This window comes from Methylobacterium sp. CB376, from assembly GCF_029714205.1.
Classification (GTDB): Bacteria; Pseudomonadota; Alphaproteobacteria; order Rhizobiales; family Beijerinckiaceae; genus Methylobacterium.
Genome location: NZ_CP121648.1, coordinates 4539046 through 4560541, shown reverse-complemented (window position 1 = coordinate 4560541; position 21496 = coordinate 4539046). Strand labels below are relative to the sequence as shown.

Annotated in this window: 22 protein-coding genes and 1 pseudogene; 11 read left to right on the top strand and 12 right to left on the bottom strand. The window is 72.7% G+C overall.

Annotated features, from left to right (window positions below; genetic code table 11):
* Window positions 1-668 precede the first annotated feature (668 nt).
* The 3 genes from QA634_RS20650 to QA634_RS20640 all read right to left on the bottom strand — a co-directional run bounded on the left by QA634_RS20650 (window position 669) and on the right by QA634_RS20640 (window position 1535).
* On the bottom strand, window positions 669-917 hold the full coding sequence (locus tag QA634_RS20650; protein ID WP_150108706.1) for a hypothetical protein: 249 nt from the start codon (window positions 915-917) through the stop codon (window positions 669-671).
* Window positions 918-1052: 135 nt separating this feature from the next.
* On the bottom strand, window positions 1053-1220 hold the full coding sequence (locus tag QA634_RS20645) for a hypothetical protein (RefSeq protein ID WP_157182179.1): 168 nt from the start codon (window positions 1218-1220) through the stop codon (window positions 1053-1055).
* Window positions 1221-1283: 63 nt separating this feature from the next.
* Complete coding sequence (locus QA634_RS20640) at window positions 1284-1535, bottom strand: hypothetical protein (RefSeq protein ID WP_150108705.1); 252 nt, start codon at window positions 1533-1535, stop codon at window positions 1284-1286.
* A 432-nt stretch (window positions 1536-1967) separates the two neighbouring features.
* Here QA634_RS20640 and QA634_RS20635 point away from each other — a divergent pair, with 432 nt between their 5' ends.
* The 5 genes and pseudogenes from QA634_RS20635 to QA634_RS20615 form a co-directional block, all read left to right on the top strand.
* Complete coding sequence (locus tag QA634_RS20635; protein WP_012333813.1) at window positions 1968-2198, top strand: hypothetical protein; 231 nt, start codon at window positions 1968-1970, stop codon at window positions 2196-2198.
* A gap of 151 nt (window positions 2199-2349) precedes the next feature.
* A complete protein-coding gene (locus QA634_RS20630) occupies window positions 2350-2994 on the top strand; it encodes a GAF domain-containing protein (protein ID WP_050777505.1) in 645 nt (214 codons plus the stop codon).
* Between the two features lie 12 nt (window positions 2995-3006).
* Window positions 3007-3204 (top strand): hypothetical protein, encoded by a 198-nt coding sequence (locus tag QA634_RS20625; RefSeq protein WP_050777504.1) that lies wholly within the window; start codon window positions 3007-3009, stop codon window positions 3202-3204.
* Between the two features lie 265 nt (window positions 3205-3469).
* A complete protein-coding gene (locus QA634_RS20620; protein ID WP_415926891.1) occupies window positions 3470-3673 on the top strand; it encodes a hypothetical protein in 204 nt (67 codons plus the stop codon).
* 174 nt (window positions 3674-3847) lie between these two features.
* A pseudogene (locus QA634_RS20615) lies at window positions 3848-4488 on the top strand (PQQ-dependent sugar dehydrogenase); the annotation flags it as partial.
* A 73-nt stretch (window positions 4489-4561) separates the two neighbouring features.
* Here the strand turns inward: QA634_RS20615 and QA634_RS20610 are convergent.
* Window positions 4562-5809, bottom strand: coding sequence for an OprO/OprP family phosphate-selective porin (locus QA634_RS20610; protein ID WP_012333811.1), 1248 nt, complete (start codon window positions 5807-5809; stop codon window positions 4562-4564).
* A 312-nt stretch (window positions 5810-6121) separates the two neighbouring features.
* Between QA634_RS20610 and QA634_RS20605 the strand changes: the two genes are divergently transcribed.
* The 4 genes from QA634_RS20605 (at window position 6122) to QA634_RS20590 (ending at window position 10934) form a co-directional block, all read left to right on the top strand.
* Window positions 6122-6985 (top strand): prohibitin family protein, encoded by an 864-nt coding sequence (locus tag QA634_RS20605; RefSeq protein WP_012333810.1) that lies wholly within the window; start codon window positions 6122-6124, stop codon window positions 6983-6985.
* A 642-nt stretch (window positions 6986-7627) separates the two neighbouring features.
* A complete protein-coding gene (gene oxc / locus QA634_RS20600; RefSeq protein WP_012333809.1) occupies window positions 7628-9433 on the top strand; it encodes an oxalyl-CoA decarboxylase in 1806 nt (601 codons plus the stop codon).
* 174 nt (window positions 9434-9607) lie between these two features.
* Entirely contained in the window at window positions 9608-10354 is a 747-nt protein-coding gene (locus QA634_RS20595) for an alpha/beta hydrolase (RefSeq protein WP_050777580.1), read from the top strand.
* 184 nt (window positions 10355-10538) lie between these two features.
* Window positions 10539-10934: a (R)-mandelonitrile lyase gene (locus QA634_RS20590; protein ID WP_012333807.1), complete on the top strand. Its 396-nt coding sequence runs from the start codon at window positions 10539-10541 to the stop codon at window positions 10932-10934.
* 6 nt (window positions 10935-10940) lie between these two features.
* Here QA634_RS20590 and QA634_RS20585 read toward each other — a convergent pair whose 3' ends face one another.
* The 3 genes from QA634_RS20585 to QA634_RS20575 all read right to left on the bottom strand — a co-directional run bounded on the left by QA634_RS20585 (window position 10941) and on the right by QA634_RS20575 (window position 14168).
* Complete coding sequence (locus QA634_RS20585) at window positions 10941-12143, bottom strand: HPP family protein (protein ID WP_012333806.1); 1203 nt, start codon at window positions 12141-12143, stop codon at window positions 10941-10943.
* A gap of 159 nt (window positions 12144-12302) precedes the next feature.
* Window positions 12303-13553, bottom strand: a complete 1251-nt coding sequence (gene frc / locus QA634_RS20580) for a formyl-CoA transferase (protein ID WP_012333805.1) — start codon at window positions 13551-13553, stop codon at window positions 12303-12305.
* 186 nt (window positions 13554-13739) lie between these two features.
* The gene (locus tag QA634_RS20575; protein ID WP_012333804.1) at window positions 13740-14168 is read right to left on the bottom strand and encodes a PAS domain-containing protein; all 429 of its coding nucleotides are present in this window, start codon (window positions 14166-14168) and stop codon (window positions 13740-13742) included.
* A 373-nt stretch (window positions 14169-14541) separates the two neighbouring features.
* Here QA634_RS20575 and QA634_RS20570 point away from each other — a divergent pair, with 373 nt between their 5' ends.
* Window positions 14542-15234, top strand: a complete 693-nt coding sequence (locus QA634_RS20570) for a GntR family transcriptional regulator (protein ID WP_012333803.1) — start codon at window positions 14542-14544, stop codon at window positions 15232-15234.
* A gap of 145 nt (window positions 15235-15379) precedes the next feature.
* Entirely contained in the window at window positions 15380-16855 is a 1476-nt protein-coding gene (locus tag QA634_RS20565; protein ID WP_012333802.1) for a protein adenylyltransferase SelO, read from the top strand.
* Between the two features lie 388 nt (window positions 16856-17243).
* Here QA634_RS20565 and QA634_RS20560 read toward each other — a convergent pair whose 3' ends face one another.
* From QA634_RS20560 to QA634_RS20540, 5 genes are all read right to left on the bottom strand, one after another.
* A complete protein-coding gene (locus QA634_RS20560) occupies window positions 17244-17678 on the bottom strand; it encodes a hypothetical protein (RefSeq protein ID WP_012333801.1) in 435 nt (144 codons plus the stop codon).
* Between the two features lie 83 nt (window positions 17679-17761).
* Window positions 17762-19033, bottom strand: coding sequence for a lytic murein transglycosylase (locus QA634_RS20555; protein WP_012333800.1), 1272 nt, complete (start codon window positions 19031-19033; stop codon window positions 17762-17764).
* Window positions 19034-19095: 62 nt separating this feature from the next.
* On the bottom strand, window positions 19096-19803 hold the full coding sequence (locus tag QA634_RS20550; protein ID WP_012333799.1) for a GntR family transcriptional regulator: 708 nt from the start codon (window positions 19801-19803) through the stop codon (window positions 19096-19098).
* Entirely contained in the window at window positions 19800-20612 is an 813-nt protein-coding gene (locus QA634_RS20545; protein WP_043702558.1) for an ABC transporter permease, read from the bottom strand. The genes QA634_RS20550 and QA634_RS20545 overlap by 4 nt, the downstream gene beginning before the upstream one ends.
* A gap of 21 nt (window positions 20613-20633) precedes the next feature.
* The gene (locus QA634_RS20540; RefSeq protein ID WP_012333797.1) at window positions 20634-21485 is read right to left on the bottom strand and encodes an ABC transporter permease; all 852 of its coding nucleotides are present in this window, start codon (window positions 21483-21485) and stop codon (window positions 20634-20636) included.
* Window positions 21486-21496 lie beyond the last annotated feature (11 nt).

Here is a 21496-nt window from a genome sequence, read left to right as displayed (position 1 = left end):
GCCCGCGCCACCGCCGCGGGGCGCTCCGGGGCGAGCCGCGCCTTCCAGCGCCGGCCGAGCACCTGCGGGGCGTCGGACCGCGACGGCGCGCCACGGCCGAGACCACCTTCCCCGGCGCGAGGGCCTCCCGGATGATCACCGCCTTGAACCCGCCGGCCCCGCTGATCACCCCCGACCGGCGCGCGCCCCCCTGCTCGCAGCCAGGGACGTGCCGATCCCAGCGACCAAACCACCGGCGTCCGCATCTCGCCTCAGCGCGCCTCGCGACGGGCGGGCTCGGATCAACGCTGACGACGGAGATGGTCCGCGCCCAGATCGGCCACAGCAGCGTCGTGCAGACCAAGGGGGCCTGCGCGCTCCGCGAGGCGCAAGGCCGGCGCGGCGCCGACGGTCCAACTCGACCCGGTCACAGGCAAGCCGCTCGTTGCACAGAGCCGGGACAGGGGCAGCGGCTTGATCCGGGAAACCGGGCGAAATCAGAGCGCCGGACCATCAGTGTGGCGTGCTTCGGCGCCGGCAGTCCTAGAATCGAATGCGGGCGCCCCAGCCAGCCTCCCTCCCTCTTCCGGATGGCCCGCCGGCGTGGCGCCGGTCGATCGAGTTTTGCACCGGGTTCCACGCTGCGGACCCGTGCAACCAGCACCGCGCCACTCATCCTTTGCAAGTCATCAGTGCTTGTTATCGACAATCTCGTAAACATTATAGAACACAACAATAATGTTCCTTATCCACTCGATTATCACTTCTGAATTACTAGGTTCTGGTTCGCTCATCGTCACGATCACGTTTGGAACATCGCTGCCATCCTCAGCGGGCAAGATCTGTACGTCGACAACTTTGTCCCCATTATGAATTTTCTTTACACGGGCAAGCACCATACCTTCAATGTCTCTCAGCGATTTGATGCCCGCATTCATAATGTAAACCGTGACTCCTAAACTTGAGATCATGAAGGACCCGGCGCCGACCAGCGGACCACGGACGCGTCTTGCCGTGGGCGTCGCCCTTGAATACAGTCAAGCCGACTTGCGCCCCGGATAAACTGTCAGACGTCAAGTTTCGGGCAGAATCGCAATTCGCTGAACGCGGGCGCGCCCTCCCGCCGCCGCGGCCATCAGGTCGCGGCCCTCCGACCCGGCACCCTTCGCGCCGAGCACCAGCGCCGGCCCGGGCGGCGGAGCCTTCGCGAGGCCGGGCGGATCGCGCGCGAAGTGACTCACGACTCGCCGATCCGCGGGCGTCAGCTTCACGGATGGCCGGGCCGCCCCGTCTTGCCCGCCTACTTAATTCAGCTTCTCGTCGATCACATCATAAAACCTGTACAGACACCGGATGCACTCTGTCGCAGTCATTCCGATCTCCTCAAGATTTTCTGATGATCCGTCTGGAATGACGAGAGCAAAATGCGAAGGAGAATTGCTTCCTCTTTTCACCCCTATTTCGACGGCCTGCACCACGGTCGAGGCATGCTTGCCCCTGACGTATCTCAAAACAATCTTCTCGAGTGTGTCGCGGGTGATCTGCGGGCGACGCATTGCACGTGCTCGTATCTATGCCGAGCGTCGTTCGTACACGACCGCAATTTACAAGCCAGAATACAAGAAGCTTACAAATTGCTCATGTGCCGCAAGAGTGATGTAAGGATACTCAGCTGCATTCATGCACGACGTCGGAACGTGCATCGTCCGGGGCAGCGCGGCCGGTCACGGGAGGGGCTGCGCTGACGGTTGGACGAGGGCCGCGACGCGCCGGCGTCGTCGGAACCACCCGCGCCCCGGCATCGCCTCGAACGGATCCGTCTCCTCGGCCGCGACCGGCGCGGGGCAGGAGACCGCGACCGCCTCGCCGCGCGCGCCGCGCATGCACCCCATGTTGCGTGCGGCCGAGGTCGCACCCATCGTTGCGTCCCGCGTTCTGGCTGTGGCCGCCCGCGCGGGTGGGGCGCGTCAGCTACGGGGTGGAGGACCATGGAGCGACCGGCCGTCGAGCAGTTCCTTCGCGAGGCCGAAGCGGCGCGTGACCGCCTCCTCAACCATCGCCGCCAGCTCTGCCGGGCGCTGGTGCGCGCCGGCTACCGCGATCTGCCCCTCGGCCGCTTGGCGCTCGTGCAGCGCGATTTGGAATTCATCGAGGCGGTCATCGCCGACGAGCGCCGCCGCCTCGGCGAGGATGGGCGCGCCGGCCCGGGCCGGTGGTGAGGCGGCGCGACGCCGCCGCGCCGGAGCCGGCCCGAAGCCGGCCCTCGTGCCTTCCCGATTGCATGGGCGCGTTCGGGCCGGCGGGACGGGCGCGCCTCCCGGCGTGCTCGGGCCGTCGCTCGGTCGGCGCGAGCCCTGCGAGGACGGTAGGATGCCGGACCACCAGCAGATGATGGGGCGCCAGCGCGTTCTGGCCGTTTTCGGCGAGTTCGCCCCGAGGTCTGAGGATCTCGACCAAGTGCTCACCGAGGCCTGCCGGCTCGTCCGGGACGCGCTCGAATCCGACTTCGCCAAGCTCCTGGAAATTCGGCGGGAGGAGCGGCCCACGATGCCGGGCCGCCACCCGATGCCGGCCCTGAGCAGCGCGGGCCGGGTGCGCATCCCGCTGGAGGGGCGGTTGTCGGAAGCCTACTCGATCGCGGCGGGCGAGCCGGTCATCACGCCGTATCTCGGCCTGGAGGAGCGCTACGACGTCCCCGATTGCATGACGTCGCACGGCATCAGGGCCCTGGTGAACGTGCCGATCCGCCTGCCCGGCGGCGAAGCCTACGGCCTGTTGCAGGTGGACGCGCGGGCGCCGCGGGAATTCGGCCCGGAGGACACCGCGTTCCTGCGCAGCTACGCCACCATCCTCGGGCCGGTGATCGACCGCCTGCGCAGGCTGCACCGGTTCCACGCCAGCGAGGAGCGCTTCCGCCTCACCGTCGAGTCGACCCGCGACTGCGCCATCTTCACGACCGATCCGGGCGACCGCATCACCGCGTGGTACCCCGGCGCCGAGGCGGTGTTCGGCTGAACCGCCGAGGAGGTGCTGGGCCGGCCCGCCGGCCTCCTGTCCGTATACGGGGCGCTGTCGCGGCCGGAGGGGCGGCTCGAAGCGCGCTGGCGGGTGATCGCGGCGCCCGGCGGCCAGCGCCTGCCGCGGGTCGCGTGGCAGGAAAGCGGCGTGCCGGTCCCCTCGCCGGGGGAGGGAGAGCCGCCGCGCAAGGGCTCGGCCGGGAGCTGATCGGGCGCGCCCTCCCCTGCCAGCTCAAGGCGGAGGTCGCCTATGCCCTTGCCCCCGACGGCGTCTCCGGCACGATCACCCTCCCGATCGCGGCCTGGGGATCGCCGGGCGACCGCGTCGCGGCATCGGCCGCGCCAGGCGGGGAGACGTCATCCCGTGCATCGCCGAAATCCAACCTCCCGCGCACGCCCCCGCAGGAAACAATCCAGCGACTCTGGCGGTTGGTGTGCACAGCAATCACGAACAGCGCAGTGGAGTACCGCTCGTGTCGGATGTCGAGATGCGTTCGAATTTGACGTTCAAGGGCCGCGGCAGCGCCTCCCTGGTCGGGGACAGGATTGTCCTGCACGTGTGTCCGCTGTGCTCGCAGCGGAACATCGCGGCCGTGGCCCCGCAGGGCCGGTGCGCCTGGTGCGACTACGTCCCCGATCCGCGCGACATCGAACTGACGGAGAGCGAGATCGCCTGAGGGGTGCGCGGCGCCCGCGCAGGCGGACGGGGCGCCGCGTCTCCTCGAAGCCGGCCCCGTCCCACGGCCGTTGCGGGACGACACCCTGAGTGAGCATCCAGGAAGGGGCGCGCTGCGGAGCCCCTGCGGGGAGGCGGCGCATGGCAGACCCCGACATCCGCGATTTCCCGATCGGAGGCGGAGCGCGGGCGGGCGCGGATCTGCGAGGTCGACCGGGCCATGGGCTTGTCGCGCATTTTCGCGAGCGGCCTGCGCAACCCCGCCGGCCTCGATTTCGAGCCGCGAACCGGGGCACTCCGGGCCATCGTCGACGAGCGGGACGAGATCGGGCCGAACCTCGACCCGGACTATCGCACCTCGGCGCGCGAGAGCGCCCTCCACGGCTGGCCCGACTGCGATGACGGCCAGCACGTCGGCCCGTGCCGCGAGCCGCAGCGGCCCGACCTCGTCGCGACCGCGGTCGAGCCGGACGACGCGCTGAGTTCGCACCTCGCCCCGCTCGGGCTCGCCGTCTCGCGCTCGGAGGCCCTCCCGCCGGAATGCCGGGGCGGCGCCTTCGTGGGCGAGCACGGCAGCTGGGACCGGCGCGACCTCGGCGGCGACAAGCTCGTGCCCGTGCCCTTCGCGCATCGGCGGCCGAGGGCGGCGGCGCGGGACGGCCCGTGGGCGTCGCCGTCGCCCCGCGCGGCGCACGCCTCGTCGCGCACGACGTCGGCGACGCCGCGTGGCGCGTGACGCCGAGCCCGGCCGACCATGAGCCGGCCCTCCGGCGCGGGGGCGCCCGGTTCGCGCCGGCTCACACGGGATCCGGTTGATCACAGCGGATCACGAGCCCGCGCGGCGCTTGAGCCCAATCCGCCGTCCCGAAGGAATCAAGCGGATGTGCCATCAGAAGGCGATCTGCAGGCGCACCTGCCCGATCTCGGCCTCGGCCGGGCGGCCGGTCGCGGCCGGATCGGCCCAGGCGTGGACGTAGTTCGCCATCACGCGCAGGAAGGGCTCGGGATACCAGTTGACTCCGACCGTCACGTCCCGCTGGCGGCCTCCGCGGATGTCGCGGTCGGTGAGGTCGACCGCCGCGACGCGCACCGCCAGTTCGACGACGCCCGGGCCGCCCCGCGACACGCGCTGGCCGCCCTCCGGCGCGACGCGCTTGAACAGGCCGATCTCGGTCGCCGTGTCGGCCTCCACGACGTAGCGCGGCGCCTTCCCGTTCACGACCCAGGCGGCGTAGACGTAGCCGCCCCGGAAGGCGACGTCGCGCCCGGCCGTCCGCTCGACGCGCGTGGCGATGACCTCGGCCTGCACCCGCAGCGGGCCCTGCGCCCAGGCCGCTTCGAGGCCGAGCCGCCCGACCGCCCGCGCCTGCGCGATCACGTCCGTGTCGACGAGGCTCTCGCGGAACAGGACGCTCTCGGGCGTGGTGCCGAAGGACAGGGCCGGCCCGCCCCGGTCCAGGCCGCGGTAGCTGCCGGCGATCCCGAGATGCAGGACGCGATCCTGTGCCAGGATCGGCGCCGCGGTCGCCCGCAGCGTGCCGGCGACTCCGCCGCGCCCGACATCCGCGTTGACGTTGCCGCCGTACACGCCCGCGGCGAGCGTCCAGTTCCGGCCATGCGTGCCGAGCGCCAGGCCCGTGTCCCGCCCGGGCGCGAACGTGTCGGCGAGCGAGCGCTCCATGAAGGTCGTGTCGTTGTTCGAGATCAGCTGCTCGAGGCTGAACGGCTCCTTGAAGTTGCCGACCGTCAGCGTCCACGAGGGCATGCCCGCGGCGACGGGCGCGCCCTTGTAGCTGAGCAGCAGGTTGTTGATCGGCGTCGCGGCGCTGGCCGGATCGTATTGCAGGTTGAGGATCAGGTTTCGGCCGAAGGTGAGCTTCGGCTCGATCCAGAGGCGGCGGAGATCGGCCGCGACCGGGAATTCGTTGGTCAGGGCCCGGCTGCCGCCCGCGCCGAAATCGGCGTGCAGCCGCCCGCCGAGTTCGAACCGGACCGCGTCGTCGGGGCCGCGGACGGTCAGGCCCGTCTCGTCGAGCGTCGCCCGCGGCGCGCGCTCCTGCGCCAGCGCCGGCGCGCAGGCGAGGAGGATGATCGCGCCCCAGGCGCCTTCGCGCCCCCTGCCTGCCCGCCGCGCCATGAACCGCCCCCGCCGGCATCCTTCCGGGCCGCTGCCCCTCCGCAGCCTGCCTCCCGTCCGCGCGCCGCGGATTCACCTGGGTGAGGGCAGCCGTGATTTGCGCGCACCCTTGCAGGAATGCAGCACCGCGGTCCGGGCGGGGCGTCCCGGGCCGCGCGCCCACTCATCACCCAAGGAAATCCGGCGTGCGGGGACCCGGCCCCAGGGATGTCCGCGTCGGATCTGCCCCCGTGCGGCCGCGCACTGGCCATTCGCCCCGGCGCGATCGATGATCAGGCTCGGTTCGGACCCTGCATGGGCCGGGAGAGACAGATGCGGATACCTGCGACGGTCGCGCTCGCGGCGGGCGCCGCCCTGATTGTGCTGCCCCTCGTCTTGGGCTCGTGGTACACGATCGACCAGACGGAGCGCGGCGTCGTGCTCCGCAACGGCGCCATCCACGCCGTGGCGCAGCCGGGGCTCGGTTTCAAGCTCCCCTTCGTCGACAGCGTCGCCAGGATCCCGGTGCGCAACCAGCTGCTTCGCTGGGAGAGGCTGGAGGGCTACAGCCACGACCAGCAGACCGCCCATTACATGATCTCCGTGAACTACCAGTTCGAGTCCGGGCGCGTGGCGGAGGTCTACGCCGATTACGGCGGGGCGGACGCGGCCGTGGCGCGGCTGCTGACCCCGCTCGTGCTCAAGCAGTCGAAGGTGGTGATCGGCCGCTTCACCGCGCAATCCGTGATCCAGGACCGCGCCCGGCTCAACGCCGAGATCACCGACGCGATCCAGAAGGCGGTGAGCGGGCCGATCACGGTCACGGGCGTCAACGTCGAGGACATCAAGTTCTCGCCGGCCTACGAGAAATCGATCGAGGACCGGATGCTGGCCGAGGTCGAGGTGCTGCGCCTTCGCCAGAACGCGGAGCGCGAGAAGGTGCAGGCCCAGATCACCGTGACCAAGGCCACCGCCGACGCCGACGCGGTCCGCGCGCAGGCCCAGGCCCAGGCCGAGGCGATCCGGATCAAGGGGATGGCGGAGGCCGAGGCGATCCGCGCCCGCGGCGACGCCCTGCGCGACAATCCGAGCCTCGTCACCCTCGTCCAGGCCGAGCGCTGGGACGGCAGGCTGCCGAGCACCATGGTGCCGGGCGGGACGCTGCCGATGCTCGCGCTGAGCGGGAATGCCAAGTAGCAGAGGAGCAGTGGAGCAGGGCCGCGCGCGCAGCCGAGCCGGCCGGCGCGGCCGCGGAAGGGTGGTCGCGTCAGGGCCGCACAGCCGTTGATCGCGGTCCTCCTCGGAGGCGCCGCCTCACTTCCCGCACGCGCGACGGAGCGCCGGGATCCTTCGCCGCCAGTCCGGCGGCACCGCGGCGCGCCGCGGTCCGGCCGCCGACCCGGTCCAGCTCCGAGCGGCCGGCGATCGCCCGGCCGGCGCGCGATCGGCGCCGGGCCGCGCGATCCCCGGATTGACAAATCGCGTCCGTCGCCGCAATGTCCGTCTGGTATACAGTCGACCTGATACAAAAAGCAGGCCGGCGCGAGACCCTTCCGGCGCTTCGGCGCCCGGGGGGAGGCGCCGAGAACCCGCAGCGCCGGAGGAACGCCGATGTCAGACGCCCATTCACCGCCTCCCGCGTGAGCTGCCGCGGCCCGCGCCCGTGAGGGCCGGCCCGCCTCCGCCTTCCGGCCGCCGCGCCGCCCGCCCTGGGCGCCGTCGAGATCGGCCGCACGCGGCGCGCCCGCGCCCCAGACCGGCGCCCCGCGCCCAGACCCTACGCCGCCGGGACCGACCGCGCCCGGCCTGCCCAACCCAACAAGCACCAGGGGACCCCCGATGGAAACGACCGTCAAGACGCAGGCCGAGCCGGCTCCCGACACCCTGCCGACCTCGTACGGGGCCGCCGCGCCCGCCGCGTCGGTGCAGAGCGAGCCGGAGCTGACGGACGGCTTCCACCTCGTCATCGACGCGCTCAAGCTCAACGGCATCGACACGATCTACGGCGTGCCGGGCATTCCGATCACCGATCTCGGCCGCCTCGCCCAGGCCGCCGGCATGCGGGTGATCTCCTTCCGGCACGAGCAGAATGCCGGCAACGCGGCCGCGATCGCGGGCTTCCTCACCAAGAAGCCGGGCATCTGCCTGACGGTCTCGGCGCCGGGCTTCCTCAACGGGCTCACCGCGCTCGCCAACGCCACCACCAACTGCTTTCCGATGATCCTGATCAGCGGCTCCTCGGAGCGCGAGATCGTCGACCTGCAGCAGGGCGACTACGAGGAGATGGACCAGCTCGCCATCGCCAAGCCCCTGTGCAAGGCCGCCTTCCGGGTGCTGCACGCGGCCGATATCGGCATCGGCGTGGCGCGCGCGATCCGCGCGGCGGTGTCGGGCCGGCCGGGCGGCGTCTATCTCGACCTCCCCGCCAAGCTGTTCTCGCAGGTCATGGACGCCGAGGCCGGCGCCAAGTCCCTGGTCGAGGTGATCGACCCGGCCCCGGCGCAGATCCCGGCCCCGGCCGCGGTCGCCCGCGCGCTCGACCTGCTGCGCAATGCCAAGCGCCCCCTGATCATCCTCGGCAAGGGCGCCGCCTACGCGCAGGCCGACGAGGCGGTCCGCGCCCTCGTCGAGACGAGCGGCATCCCTTACGTGCCGATGAGCATGGCCAAGGGCCTCCTGCCCGACACGCACCCGCAATCGGCCGGCGCCGCCCGCTCGCTGGTGCTCAAGGACGCCGACGTGGTGCTGCTGCTCGGCGCGCGCCTCAACTGGCTCCTGTCGCACGGCAAGGGCAAGACCTGGGGCGAGCCCGGCTCCAAGAAGTTCATCCAGGTCGACATCGAGCCGCGCGAGATGGACTCGAACGTCGAGATCGCCGCCCCGCTCGTCGGCGATATCGGTTCCTGCGTCGAGGCCCTGCTCGCCGGCATGCAGGCCGACTGGCCGGCCCCGCCGGCCGACTGGACGGCCACCATCGCCAAGAAGAAGGAGGAGAACGCCTCCAAGATGGCGGCGAAGCTCGCCAAGTCCGCCTCGTCGACGGCCGCCTCGCCGATGGACTTCCACGGGGCGCTCGGGGCGCTGCGCGACATCATCCGCGAGCGGCCGGACGCGATCCTGGTCAACGAGGGCGCCAACACCCTCGACCTCGCCCGCTCGGTCATCGACATGTACCAGCCGCGCAAGCGCCTGGACGTCGGCACCTGGGGCGTGATGGGCATCGGCATGGGCTTCGCCATCGCGGCGGCGATCGAGACCGGCAAGCCGGTCCTCGCCGTCGAGGGCGACAGCGCCTTCGGCTTCTCGGGCATGGAGATCGAGACGATCTGCCGGTACAACCTGCCGGTCTGCGTCGTGATCTTCAACAACAACGGCATCTACCGGGGCACCGACACCGACCCGACCGGCCGCGATCCCGGCACGACGGTCTTCGTCAAGGATTCCCGCTACGACCGGATGATGGAGGCGTTCGGCGGCGTCGGCGTCCACGCCACCACCCCCGAGGAACTCAGCCGCGCCGTGAACGAGGCGATGGATTCGGGCCGCCCGACCCTGATCAACGCGGTGATCGACCCGCGCGCCGGCACCGAGAGCGGCAATATCGGCAGCCTCAACCCGCAGAGCTCGGTCCGCAAGAAGAAGTGAGGCCTCCGCGGCCTCGCCCCGCGGCGGGCGCCTCGGCGGAACCGCGCGCGGCCAATCCGCCGAGGCCTTCGCTGCCGCATCATGGCCGCCGCCGAACCGGCGGCCACCTCGGCGCATGATGCTCAGCCCGCCACCCGCCCCGCCGGCGCGTCCCGCCGGCGGGTTTTTCGCGTGATGCTGCGAGAGGGTCCCGTGATCGATCCCGAACTTGCCGGCTGCCTGTCCTTCGCCCATCGCCTGCCGACCCGGCCTCCCCTGCCGCCCGGCCGCCACGCGATCGGCCTCTTTCCCGAGCGCGACGCGCTGCTGGTGGTGCCGCCGGCGGTCGCCCCGCGCCGGCCGACGCCCCTCGTCGTGCTGTTCCACGGCGGCGGCGGCAGCGCGCAGAAGATCCTGCCGATGCTGGAGGCGCACGCCGAGGCGCGCGGCTTCCTGCTGCTCCTGCCGCAATCGCTCTTCCCGACCTGGGACATCGTGATCGCGGGCAACGGGCCGGACCGGGAGCGGCTCGACGCGGCGCTCGCCGCGGTGGCGGACCGCTTCCTCCTCGATCCGGACCACCTCGCCTTCGCGGGGCATTCGGACGGGGGCAGCTACGCGCTCTCCCTCGGGCTGACCAACGGTCACGTGGTGAGCCACGTCATCGTGTCCTCGGCGGGCTTCCTGTCGGTGCAGGTCCAGCAGGGCGCCCCGAAGATCTTCCTCTCGCACGGCACGCGGGACGAGCAGATCCCGATCGACCGCAGCGCCCGCGCCCATGCGGCGCTGCTCCGGCGCGCCGGCTACGACCTGACCTACGTCGAGCACGAGGGCCCGCACGCGTGGCAGCCGGCGCTCGCCGCGCAGGCCGTCGACTTCTTCCTCGCGGGCCGGGCCGACCGGGTGCCGGCGGGCGAGGACGACGCGGTCGCGGCGGGATGAGACCGGGCGGGCCGGTCCGCCGCAGGGGGCCCGGGCCCTGGTCGCGACGGCCTGGTCGGGTCCCGGATGCTCCCGCGCGTCCGCGTCCCGCGGGAGAAGGGCGGTCCGATCCCCTGGTCATCCCGGCGCAGCCCCGTAAGGTCGGGCGGGGGGCGGCCCCGCCCCGGCCGACACGGAGGACGCGATGGAGATCACACGCAGCGGCGCCCGGCCATCCGAGCAGGGCTCGCCGGACTACTTCACCGGAGCCGTCCGCATCGACCCGCTGCTCAGCCCGCCCGCGCCGGCGCGGGTCGCGGGCGCGCTCGTGACCTTCGAGCCGGGCGCGCGCACCGCGTGGCACACCCACCCGCTCGGACAGACGCTGATCGTCACGGCCGGGCTCGGCTGGGCGCAGCGCGAGGGCGGTCCCGTCGAGGAGATCCGGCCGGGCGACGTCGTCTGGTTCGCTCCCGGCGAGAAGCACTGGCACGGCGCCACCGCCCGGACCGGGATGAGCCACATCGCCATCCAGGAGAGGCAGGACGGGAAGGCCGTGGCGTGGCTCGACCCGGTCACCGACGCGCAGTACCGGGCCTGAACCCGCTCAGGCGGCGCCGGCGAGCGCGCCCTCGCCGCGCGGGGTCAGCACCGGGCCGCCCGCCCGGGCCCCGTTCGCCACCAGCAGCGCGTTGACCACGTCGCCCTGCGAGACGAGCCCGATCAGCCGGTCGTCCGGCCCCACCACCGGCAGGTGGACGAGCCCCGCCTGCGACATCCACAGGGCCGCGTCGGCGAGCGGCGTCTCGGGGCGCACGGGGATCACGGGCGTCGTCATCACGTCGGCGACGCAGTGGTGCGGGGCGCGGCCGCGCGCGAGCGTCAGGCGCAGGCGGCGCGGCAGGTCGAGGCGCGGCCCGTTCCGGTTCCAGGCCGCCTTGTCGATGAGGTCGTGGTGGGTGAGGAGGCCGACCACCCGCGCCCCCTCGTCCGTCACGGCGAGCGCCCGGATGCGGCGGCGCCGGAACAGGGCCAGGGCCTCGTCCAGGGAGGCGTCGGGCGCGATCCCGACCACCGCGCGCGAGAGCACCGAGGCGCAGGTCGCCGAACCGAGCGCCCGCCGCGAGGCCCGCAGCAGCGCGTGGTGCAGGATGGCGTCGAGGTCGGCCCGGCCGATATCGACGAACTCGCCGAAATCCTCGAGTGCCGCGTCGAGGTCGGCGCCCGTGAAGCCCAGGCTGGTGAAGGGGGCCGGCATCGCGCCGCGGCCGGCGGGCGAGGCCTGTGGCGCCCGGTGCGGGTAGCTGCGCCCAGTGAAATTGTTGAACAGGATCGCCGTGGTGAGCAGGATCAGCGAGTTCAGCCCGACCGGCCAGAGCACGAAGCCGTAGCCGAGTTCGTGGATCGCCGGGCCGCCGAGCACGGCCGTCAGCGCCACCGCGCCGCTCGGCGGGTGGACGCAGCGCAGGGCCGTCATCACGGCGATCGCGACGCTCACCGCCACCGCCGCCGCCACGAAGGGGTCGGCGATCTGCGTGGCGGCCGTCACGCCGATCAGCGCCGCGACCGTGTTGCCGCCGAGGATCGACCAGGGCTGGGCGAGCGGGCTCGCCGGCACGGCGAAGAGGAGGACCGCCGAGGCGCCCATCGGGGCGATCAGGACGGGCAGCGAGGCGTGGTCGCCGAGCGCCGCGCGGCTCATCAGGCCGGTCGCCAGGATCCCGGCCAGCGCCCCGATCGCCGCGCGCAGGCGCTCGTCCAGGCTGACGGGAGTGAGATCGGGCAGGAAACGCCTCAGGCGGCGGAGCATCGGCTGCGGGTTCCTCGCGGTGCGGGCCGCGCGGGCCCCGGCGTCAGGATCGGCGCCCGGTCCCGCCGGGCGCGCATCACCGTCCGGCGGGAGCCGGACGCGAGACGACGGACGGCGCGCCCCGTGAGGGACGCGCCGCCATCGTCGCCGCGGGACCTGTTAGACCGCGCGCTCCTGGTGGAGCATCTCGATCTGCTGCTCGGTGTAGCCGAGGTCGCGCAGCACCTCGTCGGTGTGCTCGCCGAGGAGCGGCGACGCCTTGACCTCGACCTTCAGGTCCGAGAACTTGATCGGGCTGCCGACGGTCAGGTACTTGCCGAGCTGCGGGTGCTGCACCTCGACGATCGAGCCGCTCGCCCGCAACGACTTGTCCGCGGCGATCTCCTTCATGGACAGCACCGGCGCGCAGGGGATGTCGAACTTGCGCAGGATGTCCACGGCCTCGTACTTGGTCTTGTCGGCCAGCCAGCTCTCGATGAAGGCGAAGATCTCGAAGATCTTGTCCTGGCGGGCGCGGGCGGTGTTGTAGGCCGGATCCTCGATCCACTCCTCCTTGCCGAGGGCGCGGCAGATCGGCGCCCAGGCGTGGCCCTGGATCGTGAAGTAGATGTAGGCGTTGGGATCGGTCTCCCAGCCCTTGCACTTCAGCACCCAGCCGGGCTGGCCGCCGCCGCCCGCGTTGCCGCCGCGCGGCACCGCGTCGCTGAACTCGCCGTGCGGGTATTGCGGGTACTCTTCCAGGTAGCCGAGCGCGTCGAGGCGCTGCTGGTCGCGCAGCTTGACGCGGCAGAGGTTGAGCACCGCGTCCTGCATCGACACGGCCACCTTCTGGCCCTTGCCGGTCTTGTTGCGGGCGTGCAGCGCCGTGAGGATGCCGATCGCGAGGTGCATGCCGGTGTTCGAATCACCGAGCGCCGCGCCGCTCACGGTCGGGGGGCCGTCCCAGAAGCCGGTCGTCGAGGCCGCGCCGCCCGCGCACTGCGCCACGTTCTCGTAGACCTTCAGGTCCTCGTAGTGGTGGCCCTCGCTGAAGCCCTTCACCGAGGCGACGATCATGCCCGGGTTGAGCTCGTTGATCCGGGCCCAGGAGAAGCCCATGCGGTCGAGGGCGCCGGGGCCGAAATTCTCGACGAGGACGTCGGATTCCTTGATCAGCTTCTCCAGGACTTCCTTGCCCTGCGGGGTTTTGGTGTCGAGGGTGAGCGAGCGCTTGTTGGAGTTCAGCATCGTGAAGTAGAGCGCGTCCGCATCCTCGACGTGCCGCAGCTGGGTGCGGGTGACGTCGCCTGCGCCGGGCCGCTCCACCTTGATCACGTCCGCGCCGAACCAGGCGAGGAGCTGGGTGCAGGCCGGCCCGGCCTGGACGTGCGTGAAGTCGATGATCTTGATGCCTTCGAGGGGCTTGCTCATGAGGACATTCCTCCGTTTGCAGATCGGCGGCTCATCCCGCCTTGTGACAATCACACGGCCGCTTCGGCCCGTGTCGCTGAGCAGGGTTCGGACGAGAGCCTCGCGGCCGCCCGGCGAAACCTGCGATAACTTGGGATTTGTCTTGAGAAGCGGGCGGACCAGGGCCGCCCTCTTCGACGAGACCGGTCAGCCGACCGCTTCGAGGTCGCTGATGCGCTGGCGCAGCGCCTTCTCCTCGGCCCAGCGGCTGGTCTCGTCCCGGATCGACGCCACGATGCCGGTCACGACGCCCTCCGGGCCGTGCAGCAGCCCGACCGTGAAGGCGATCGACAGCGAGCGCCCGTCCTTGTGCAAGGCGGGCACCCGCAGGAGCGTGGTGCCGTACTTGGTCACGCCCGTCGCCATGGTCTTGGCGTAGCCGTCCCAGTGACGCCGACGGTGGCGCTCCGGCGTGATCAGGTCGAGGGTCTCCCCGAGCGCCTCCCGCTTGGTGAAGCCGAAGATGCGCTCGGCGGCCGCGTTCCAGGCCGTGATCCGTCCCTCCGCGTCGGAGACCACGATGGCGTCGCCCACCGCCTCCACGACTTGCTCGTAATCGCACTCAGCCACTATCATCCGCGTTCATCCCGCGTTGATTTCCACTCGATCGTCCCGCTCATCCGCCCGGTCACGCGTCGCGCCGGGCCGCAGGTCTTCGGCGAGGTGAGCCTTCAGGCAACATTGGCGTGCGGATTACCGTCATTCTCTGCGGTCCTCCCGGTTTCGTCTCGCCAGAAAGCGGGCCTCTTCGTGGAGGTCGCCAGCGAGTATTTTGTCTTGTTGTGTTGGCATGTGGTATGCCAGGATCCAGGCGATGTCAAGCGGCGGATCCGCGGGCATCGGGCCGGCGGGGGCTCCGTCGGCGCGGGGGCGGAGGGAACGGATCGGGGCGGCCGTCGGAAGCGGCCCCGCCGGGCCCGCCGGGCAGGGAGACGCACAGGTGCGCGAGATGGTGAGGTCGCAGGAATTCACGGTGACGCCGATCGTCGCTTCGGCGAATCTGCGCACGCTCGTCTACGAGGCGCTGAAGGCGGCGATCGCCGAGATGGACATCTACGGGAGTCCGGAGGAGATCCGCCTCGACGAGCGCCGGCTGGCGCGGGACCTCGGGGTGAGCCGCACCCCGGTGCGGGAGGCCTTCACGGTGCTGGAGCAGGAGGGCTTCGTGCGCTCGGAGGCGCGCCGCGGGGTCTTCGTGGTCCGCAAGACGCGCCGGCAGATCATCGACATGATTCACGCCTGGGCGGCGCTGGAGGGCATGGCGGCCCGGCTGGCCTGCCAGCGCGCCACGGATGCGGAGCTGGCCGGGCTGGAGACGCTCTTCGCCGACTTCCTCGAACGCCCGCCCGCCGACAGCCTCGACGCCTATTCGGACGCGAACCTGCGCTTCCACCAAGCGGTGATCGCGCTCGGCCAGTGCAAGATCGTGGAGGCGATGTCGGGCACCCTGATGATCCACGTGCGCGGCATCCGCCGGGTGGCGATCCGGGCCGAGGGCCGGGCCGACCGCTCGAATGCCGAGCACCGCGCGATCCTGCGCGCCCTGCGCGGGCGCGACGGCGACGGGGCCGAGGCGCTGGTGCGGGCGCACGGGCTCGGGCTCGCGGCGCATGTCGAGCGCTTCGGCGACGCGCTCGGCTGAGCCGGGCCCCCTGCCGCACCGCGCCGCAGGGCGCCCGCGCCGGGGCGGGGTGCCAACCATTCGCCGGGAGCGGCATTGTCCCCGCAGAGCCCGTCTCGGCGCCCGCTGGGCGCGGACGGCCCGGCAGGAAGGCCAGAGCCCCGCGATGACGCCCCTCCCCTTCGACAACAGCTACGCCCGCTTCCCCGCGCGGTTCTTCGCCCGCACCGACCCGACGCCGGTCCCGGCGCCGCGGCTGATCCGGCTGAACCGGGCGCTCGCGGAGGCGCTGAGCCTCGACCCGGACTGGCTCGCGAGCCCCGACGGGGTGGCGATGCTGTCCGGCAACCGCATGCCGGCCGGGGCGGAGCCGATCGCCACCGCCTATGCGGGCCACCAGTTCGGCCACCTCGTGCCCCAGCTCGGCGACGGGCGGGCGATCCTGCTCGGCGAGGTCGTCGACCGGACCGGGATCCGGCGCGACATCCAGCTCAAGGGCGCGGGCCCGACTCCCTTCTCGCGCAGCGGCGACGGGCGGGCCGCGCTGGGGCCGGTCCTGCGCGAATACGTGGTCAGCGAGGCGATGGCGGCGCTCGGCATCCCGACCACCCGGGCGCTCGCCGCGGTGGCGACCGGGGACCGGGTGATCCGCGAGCGGGTGCTGCCGGGCGCCATCCTCACCCGCGTCGCCTCGAGCCACATCCGGGTCGGCACCTTCCAGTTCTTCGCGATCCGCCGCGACACCGAGGGCGTGCGGGCGCTGGCCGACCACGTCATCGCCCGGCACTACCCGGACCTCGCCGGGGAGGCGAATCCCTACCCGGCCCTGCTGTCGGCGGTGATCGCCCGCCAGGCGGCGCTGGTGGCGCAGTGGCTCTGCGTCGGCTTCATCCACGGGGTGATGAACACCGACAACATGTCGGTGGCGGGCGAGACCATCGATTACGGCCCCTGCGCCTTCCTGGACGCCTACGACCCGCGGACCAAGTTCAGCGCCATCGACGAGCACGGCCGCTACGCCTACGGGAACCAGCCGATGATCGCGCAGTGGAACCTCGCGCGCCTCGCCGAATCGCTGCTCGCGCTGTTCGGCGAGGACACCGAGGCGGCGATCCGGGACGCGCAGGACCGGCTCGCTTCCTTCCCGGCCCTGTTCGAGAGCGCCTATCACGGGGGCCTCGGGCGCAAGCTCGGCCTCCTGGAGGAGCGGGAGGAGGATGTGGGCCTCGCCAGCGACCTCCTGACCGCGATGGCCGAGAACGCGGCGGATTTCACCCTGACCTTCCGGCATCTCGGGGCCGCGGCCGCCGACCCGGCGGCGGAGCGCGCCGTGCGCGACCTGTTCGTCGACCCGACCGCCTTCGACGCCTGGGCCCCGCGCTGGCGGGCGCGCCTCGCGGCGGAGCCGATGCCGGGCCCCGAGCGGCGGGCGGCGATGGACCGGGTCAACCCGCGCTTCATCCCGCGCAACCACCAGGTCGAGGCGGTGATCGAGGCGGCGATCGAGCGGGACGATGTCGCCCCGTTCGGCGAGTTGGTGGAGGTGCTGAGCCAGCCCTACGCCGAGCAGCCGGAGCGCGCCCGCTACGCCGAGCCGCCGCGGGAGCACGAGCGGGTGCTCAGGACCTTCTGCGGCACCTGATCCGGGATCCGGTTGATCCGAGCGGATCCCGCGCCCGCGCGGCGCGTGAGCCAAGCCCCAATCCGCTCTCCCGAAGGGATCGAGCGGATGTGGGATGCGAGAGCGCCCATCGTTCGCCGTCCGGCACGACCCACGCGCCGATCGGCGAGGACGGGGGGACGAGGCCGCGCACCCGTCCGGCCTGGATCCGCCGCCGACGAACGGCCCGCGGGGCCGGACGGTGAGGGCATCCAGCCGCGGTGGGGGAGGTGTCTCGGACCATCCGGTCAGCACGATTCTCAACGCCGCCGCCGCCGACTTCGCCGACCGGATTGCCGGGAACCGCCTCGCCAGCCGGACGGGTCATGGTCGGCCAGGAGGGGGGCGCGGAGCCCGCAGGCGGGCGGAGTCACCGCGGCGAAGGGTCCCCCGCGCCCCCGGCCTTCGGGCCCGAGCCCAGTTTCCGCTTCTGCTCCTCGGCCAGGGCCTTGTAGTCGTAGGTCGGGTAGAACTCGGTCCGGTAGGGACCCCAGGCGGTGTTCTCCAGCGCGACGTTGACGTCCCGCAGCTTCGCGGGCGGCACCCGCAGCGTCACCACCTGGCCGATGCCCATCACCACGTACCAGGACACGACCTCGGTGCCGGCCGGCGGGAACTGGTCGTAGTAGCCGTTCTTCTGCAGCTGCGCGTTGATCTCGTGAAGGTTCTTCGACTGGTCGTGCTTGAGGAACACGGTGAGCAGCACCGCGTCGTTGCCCGCCGCGGGCGCCGTCTGGGCCGCGGCGGGACCGAGGCCGCAGGCGACCAGACCGGCCGCCAGGACCGCACGTGTGAGACCGTTCATATCATCCTCGCGGACACGCGACCCGCCCCTAATTGCGGGCGGAACGGCGCGCGGCAAGGGGCCTCGGCGCATCCGGGCCGGCGTCAGCGCGTCTCCCGCAGGCGATCGAGGAGGGCGGCGTCGGCGTAGCCGTCCGGCACCAGCCCGGCGGCCGCCTGGAAGGCGCGGATCGCGGCCCGGGTCTTGGGGCCGATCCGCCCGTCGACGCCGCCCGCCGGGTGCCCCCGCGCCTCCAGCCGAACCTGCAGGTCGCGGCGCTCGTCGCGGCTGAGCGGCCGGTCCCCGCGCGGCCACGCGCCGACGAGGGGCCCCTCCCCGCGCAGCCGGTCGGAGAGGTGCGAGACGGCGAGCGCGTAGGCGAAGGAGGCGTTGTAGCGCGTGATCGCGCGGAAGCCCGGCAGGAGCAGGAAGGCCGGGCCGCGCGCGCCGGCCGGCAGGACGAGCCGCGCCGGGACGCCGGTGGCCGCGAAGGGCTGCCCGTCCGCCCGGCGCAGGCCGAGCCGCTCCCAGGATTCGAGCGGGCGCTCGGTGGTCTCGTCCGCGAGCGCGTAGGCGAAGCCCGGCGGCAGCGCGACCTCGTAGCCCCAGGGCGCGCCGGCCGGCCAGCCCTCCGCGCTCAGGTAGTGCGCCGTCGCCGCGAGCGCGTCGGCGGGCGAGTGCCAGATGTCGCGCCGGCCGTCGCCGTCGAAATCCACCGCGTAGCGGAGATAGGTGGTCGGCATGAACTGCGTGTGGCCCATCGCGCCGGCCCAGGACCCGGTCAGGTCCGCGACCGGCGCGTCGCCCTGCGCGGCGATCCGCAGGGCGGCGGCGAGCTCGTCGCGCCAGGAGGCGGCGCGGGCCGGGTCCGCGCAGGCCAGGGTCGCCAGGGAGCGCAGCACGGGCCGCACCTTGCCGGGCTTGTCGAGCACGGCGCCGTAGCCGGATTCGATGCCCCAGATCGCGAGCAGCACGAAGCGGTCGACGCCGTAGCGCGCCTCGATGCGGGCCAGGACCGGCTCCCACGCGGCCAGCTTGGCGCGGCCATCGGCGACGGTCTCGTCCTTCACCGCCGCGTCGAGGTAGTCCCAGAGCGGCTTCTCGAACTCGGATTGGTGGCCGGCCGCGGCCAGCACCTCGGGATCGGGCGCGAGGTCCCCGAGGAGGGCGGACACGGTCGCCTCGGGCACGCCGCGGCCGGTCGCCTCGGCGGCGAGGTCCGTCAGGCAGCGCGCGAAGCCCGGCACGGCCTCGCCGGCGGGGGGCGGCGCGTCCTGGGCGAGGACCCGATGCGGCGCCGCGAGGGCGACCAGGAGGGCCCGGAGAAGGATTTGAGCCGGCCTCGCGCGCCGGCGGGAGAGGGGGAGCGGGGGCATGCCGTCACCACGCCGCGCGGCCGCCCGTCCGTCAAGCGCGGTCCCGCCGGGCGGAAAGGACCTCAGCGCGAGGGTCCGGACGCCCCGTCCGCCTCCGGCGCCCGTCCCTCCCCCTCCGCCAGCCGCGCCACCAGGAGCGCCTGGGTGCGCGCCACGTGCCGCGCCATCAGGAGGCGGGCGGCCTCGGCGTCGCGCGCGCGCAGGGCCGCCAGGATGGCGCGGTGCTCGGCGAGCGACTCGTCGAGCCGCCCGCCCGTGTCGAGGGCGAGGTTGCGCGCGCGCTCCAGCCGCACGAAGGCCCGCTCATGCGCCTCCGCCACGGCCGGACTGCGCGCGGCGGCCACGATCAGGCGGTGCGCCTGGCGGTTGAGGCGCACGTAGGCGTCGCGGTCCTCGCGCAGGGCCTCCATCGCCTCCTGCAGGCGCGCGAGGCGGGCGAGGTCGCCCTCGCTCATCCGCTCCGCGGCGAGGCCCGCGCCGTAGCTCTCGAGCGCCGCCTCCAGCTCGAACAGGGGCACCAGCCCGGCCGGGTCGAGGCGCGACACCAGGGCGGCCCGGTTCCGGCGCAGCGTCACCAGCCCCTCGCCCGCGAGCAGCTTCAGCGCCTCCCGGATCGGCGTGCGCGAGATGCCGAGGCGCCGCGCCAGATCGGGCTCGTTCAGCGCCTCGCCCGGCCGCAGGCGGTTGAGCAGGATCAGGCGGCGGAGCTCCGCCGCCGCGTGCTCGGTGAGTGAGGGGGCGGGGCGCGCGGGCGCGCTCCCGCGGGTCATGCCAGCCGCTTCGACAGGCCCGTCAGCCGCTCCATCACGGCGATGCCCGCCATGGTGGCGACGATCAGCACGCCGGAGAGCGCCGCGATGGTGACGTCGAGGCGCCCCTCCAGGTCCTGCCACATCCGGATCGGCAGCATGTCGGTCGCCGCGTCGCGCAGGAACAGGGAGACCGGGATGTTGTCGAACGAGGCCATGAAGGCGAGGAAGCCGCCCGACAGGACCCCCGGCCGGATCAGCGGCAGGGTGATGCGGCGCAGCGTGTAGAGCCGCGAGGCGCCGAGGCTCGCCGAGCCCTCGAGCAGCACCGGCTGGAGCTGGGTCAGCGCCGCGACGGTGTTGCGCACCACGTAGGGCACGCAGACCACCGTGTGGCCGATCACCAGCGTCGTCACGGAGACCGGCCAGCCGAGGAGCGAGAAGAACATCAGGCTGGAGAGCCCGAAGGCCAGGGCCGGCAGGACGAGGGGCGAGAGGAACAGGCTGTCGAGGAGCCGCGCCGCGAGGCGCGGCGAGCGCGCCACGGCGAGCGAGGCCATGACCCCGAGCCCCACCGAGAGCAGGGTCGCGGCCGCCGCGACGGTGAGGCTGTTGCGCAGGGCGAAGTGCAGCTGCCACGCCTCGGCGAGTTCCCCGTACCAGCGCAGGGAATAGCCCGGCGGCGGGAAGCGCAGCGACAGGCCGTCCGTGAAGGACACGACCAGCACGATCACGGTCGGGGCCAGGAGCAGGATCAGCGCCGCGCCCGCGAGGAGCGCGACCACGATCTCGAAGCTGAGCCGGTCGAGGGCGCCGGGCGGGCGGGACATCGGGCGGGACATCGGGCGGCCTCAGGTCTGGGCGTAGCCGCGCGCGAGGCGGCCGAGCGCGTTGAAGGCGACGATGACCGCCAGCACGGCGACGAGGAAGATCACCGACATCGCCGCCGCGAAGGGCCAGTTCTGCAGGGCGATCGCCTGCTGGTAGATGTAGCCGGGCATGAACAGCATCTGCCCGCCCCCGATCAGCGACTGGGTGATGAAGCCCGAGATCGCCGCCGCGAAGGTGAGGACCGAGCCGGCGATCAGCCCCGGCAGGGAGAGGGGCAGCGTCACCCGCCGGAAGGTGCGCCAGCGCCCGGCCCCGAGCGCCTCGGAGGCGTCCCACAGGCTCGGATCGATGCGGGCCAGCGCCGTCATCAGCGGCAGCACCATCAGGGGCATCTGCACCTGCGCGAGGGCCGCCACCAGCCCGCCCTCCGCGTAGAGGAGCCGCAGGGGCGGGCCGCTCACCCCGAGGGAGGCGAGCGCGCCGTTGACCACGCCCTGGCGGCCCAGGATGACGATCCACGCGAAGGTGCGGATCACCACGCTGGTGAGGAGGGGCGTGAGCACCGCCAGGATGACGAGGCCGCGCACCCGCCCCCCGGCCCGGGTCGCCACCAGGGCGAGCGGGTAGCCGAGGATCAGGCAGACGAGCGTCACCTTGAGCCCGAGCCAGAGCGTCGCGCCGAGCACGCCGAGGCTGAAAGGATCGCCGAGGAACGCCGCGTACTGCGCGAGGCCCAGGGTTCCGTCCGGCCCCTTGAGCGAGAGGCCGAGCAGCGCCGCGAGCGGCGCCGCGAAGAAGGCCGCGAAGAACAGGGCGAGCGGGCTCGCCAGCCGCAGGTCGTAGACCGTGACGTCGGGGAGGCGCCGCCTCATGGCCGCCGCCT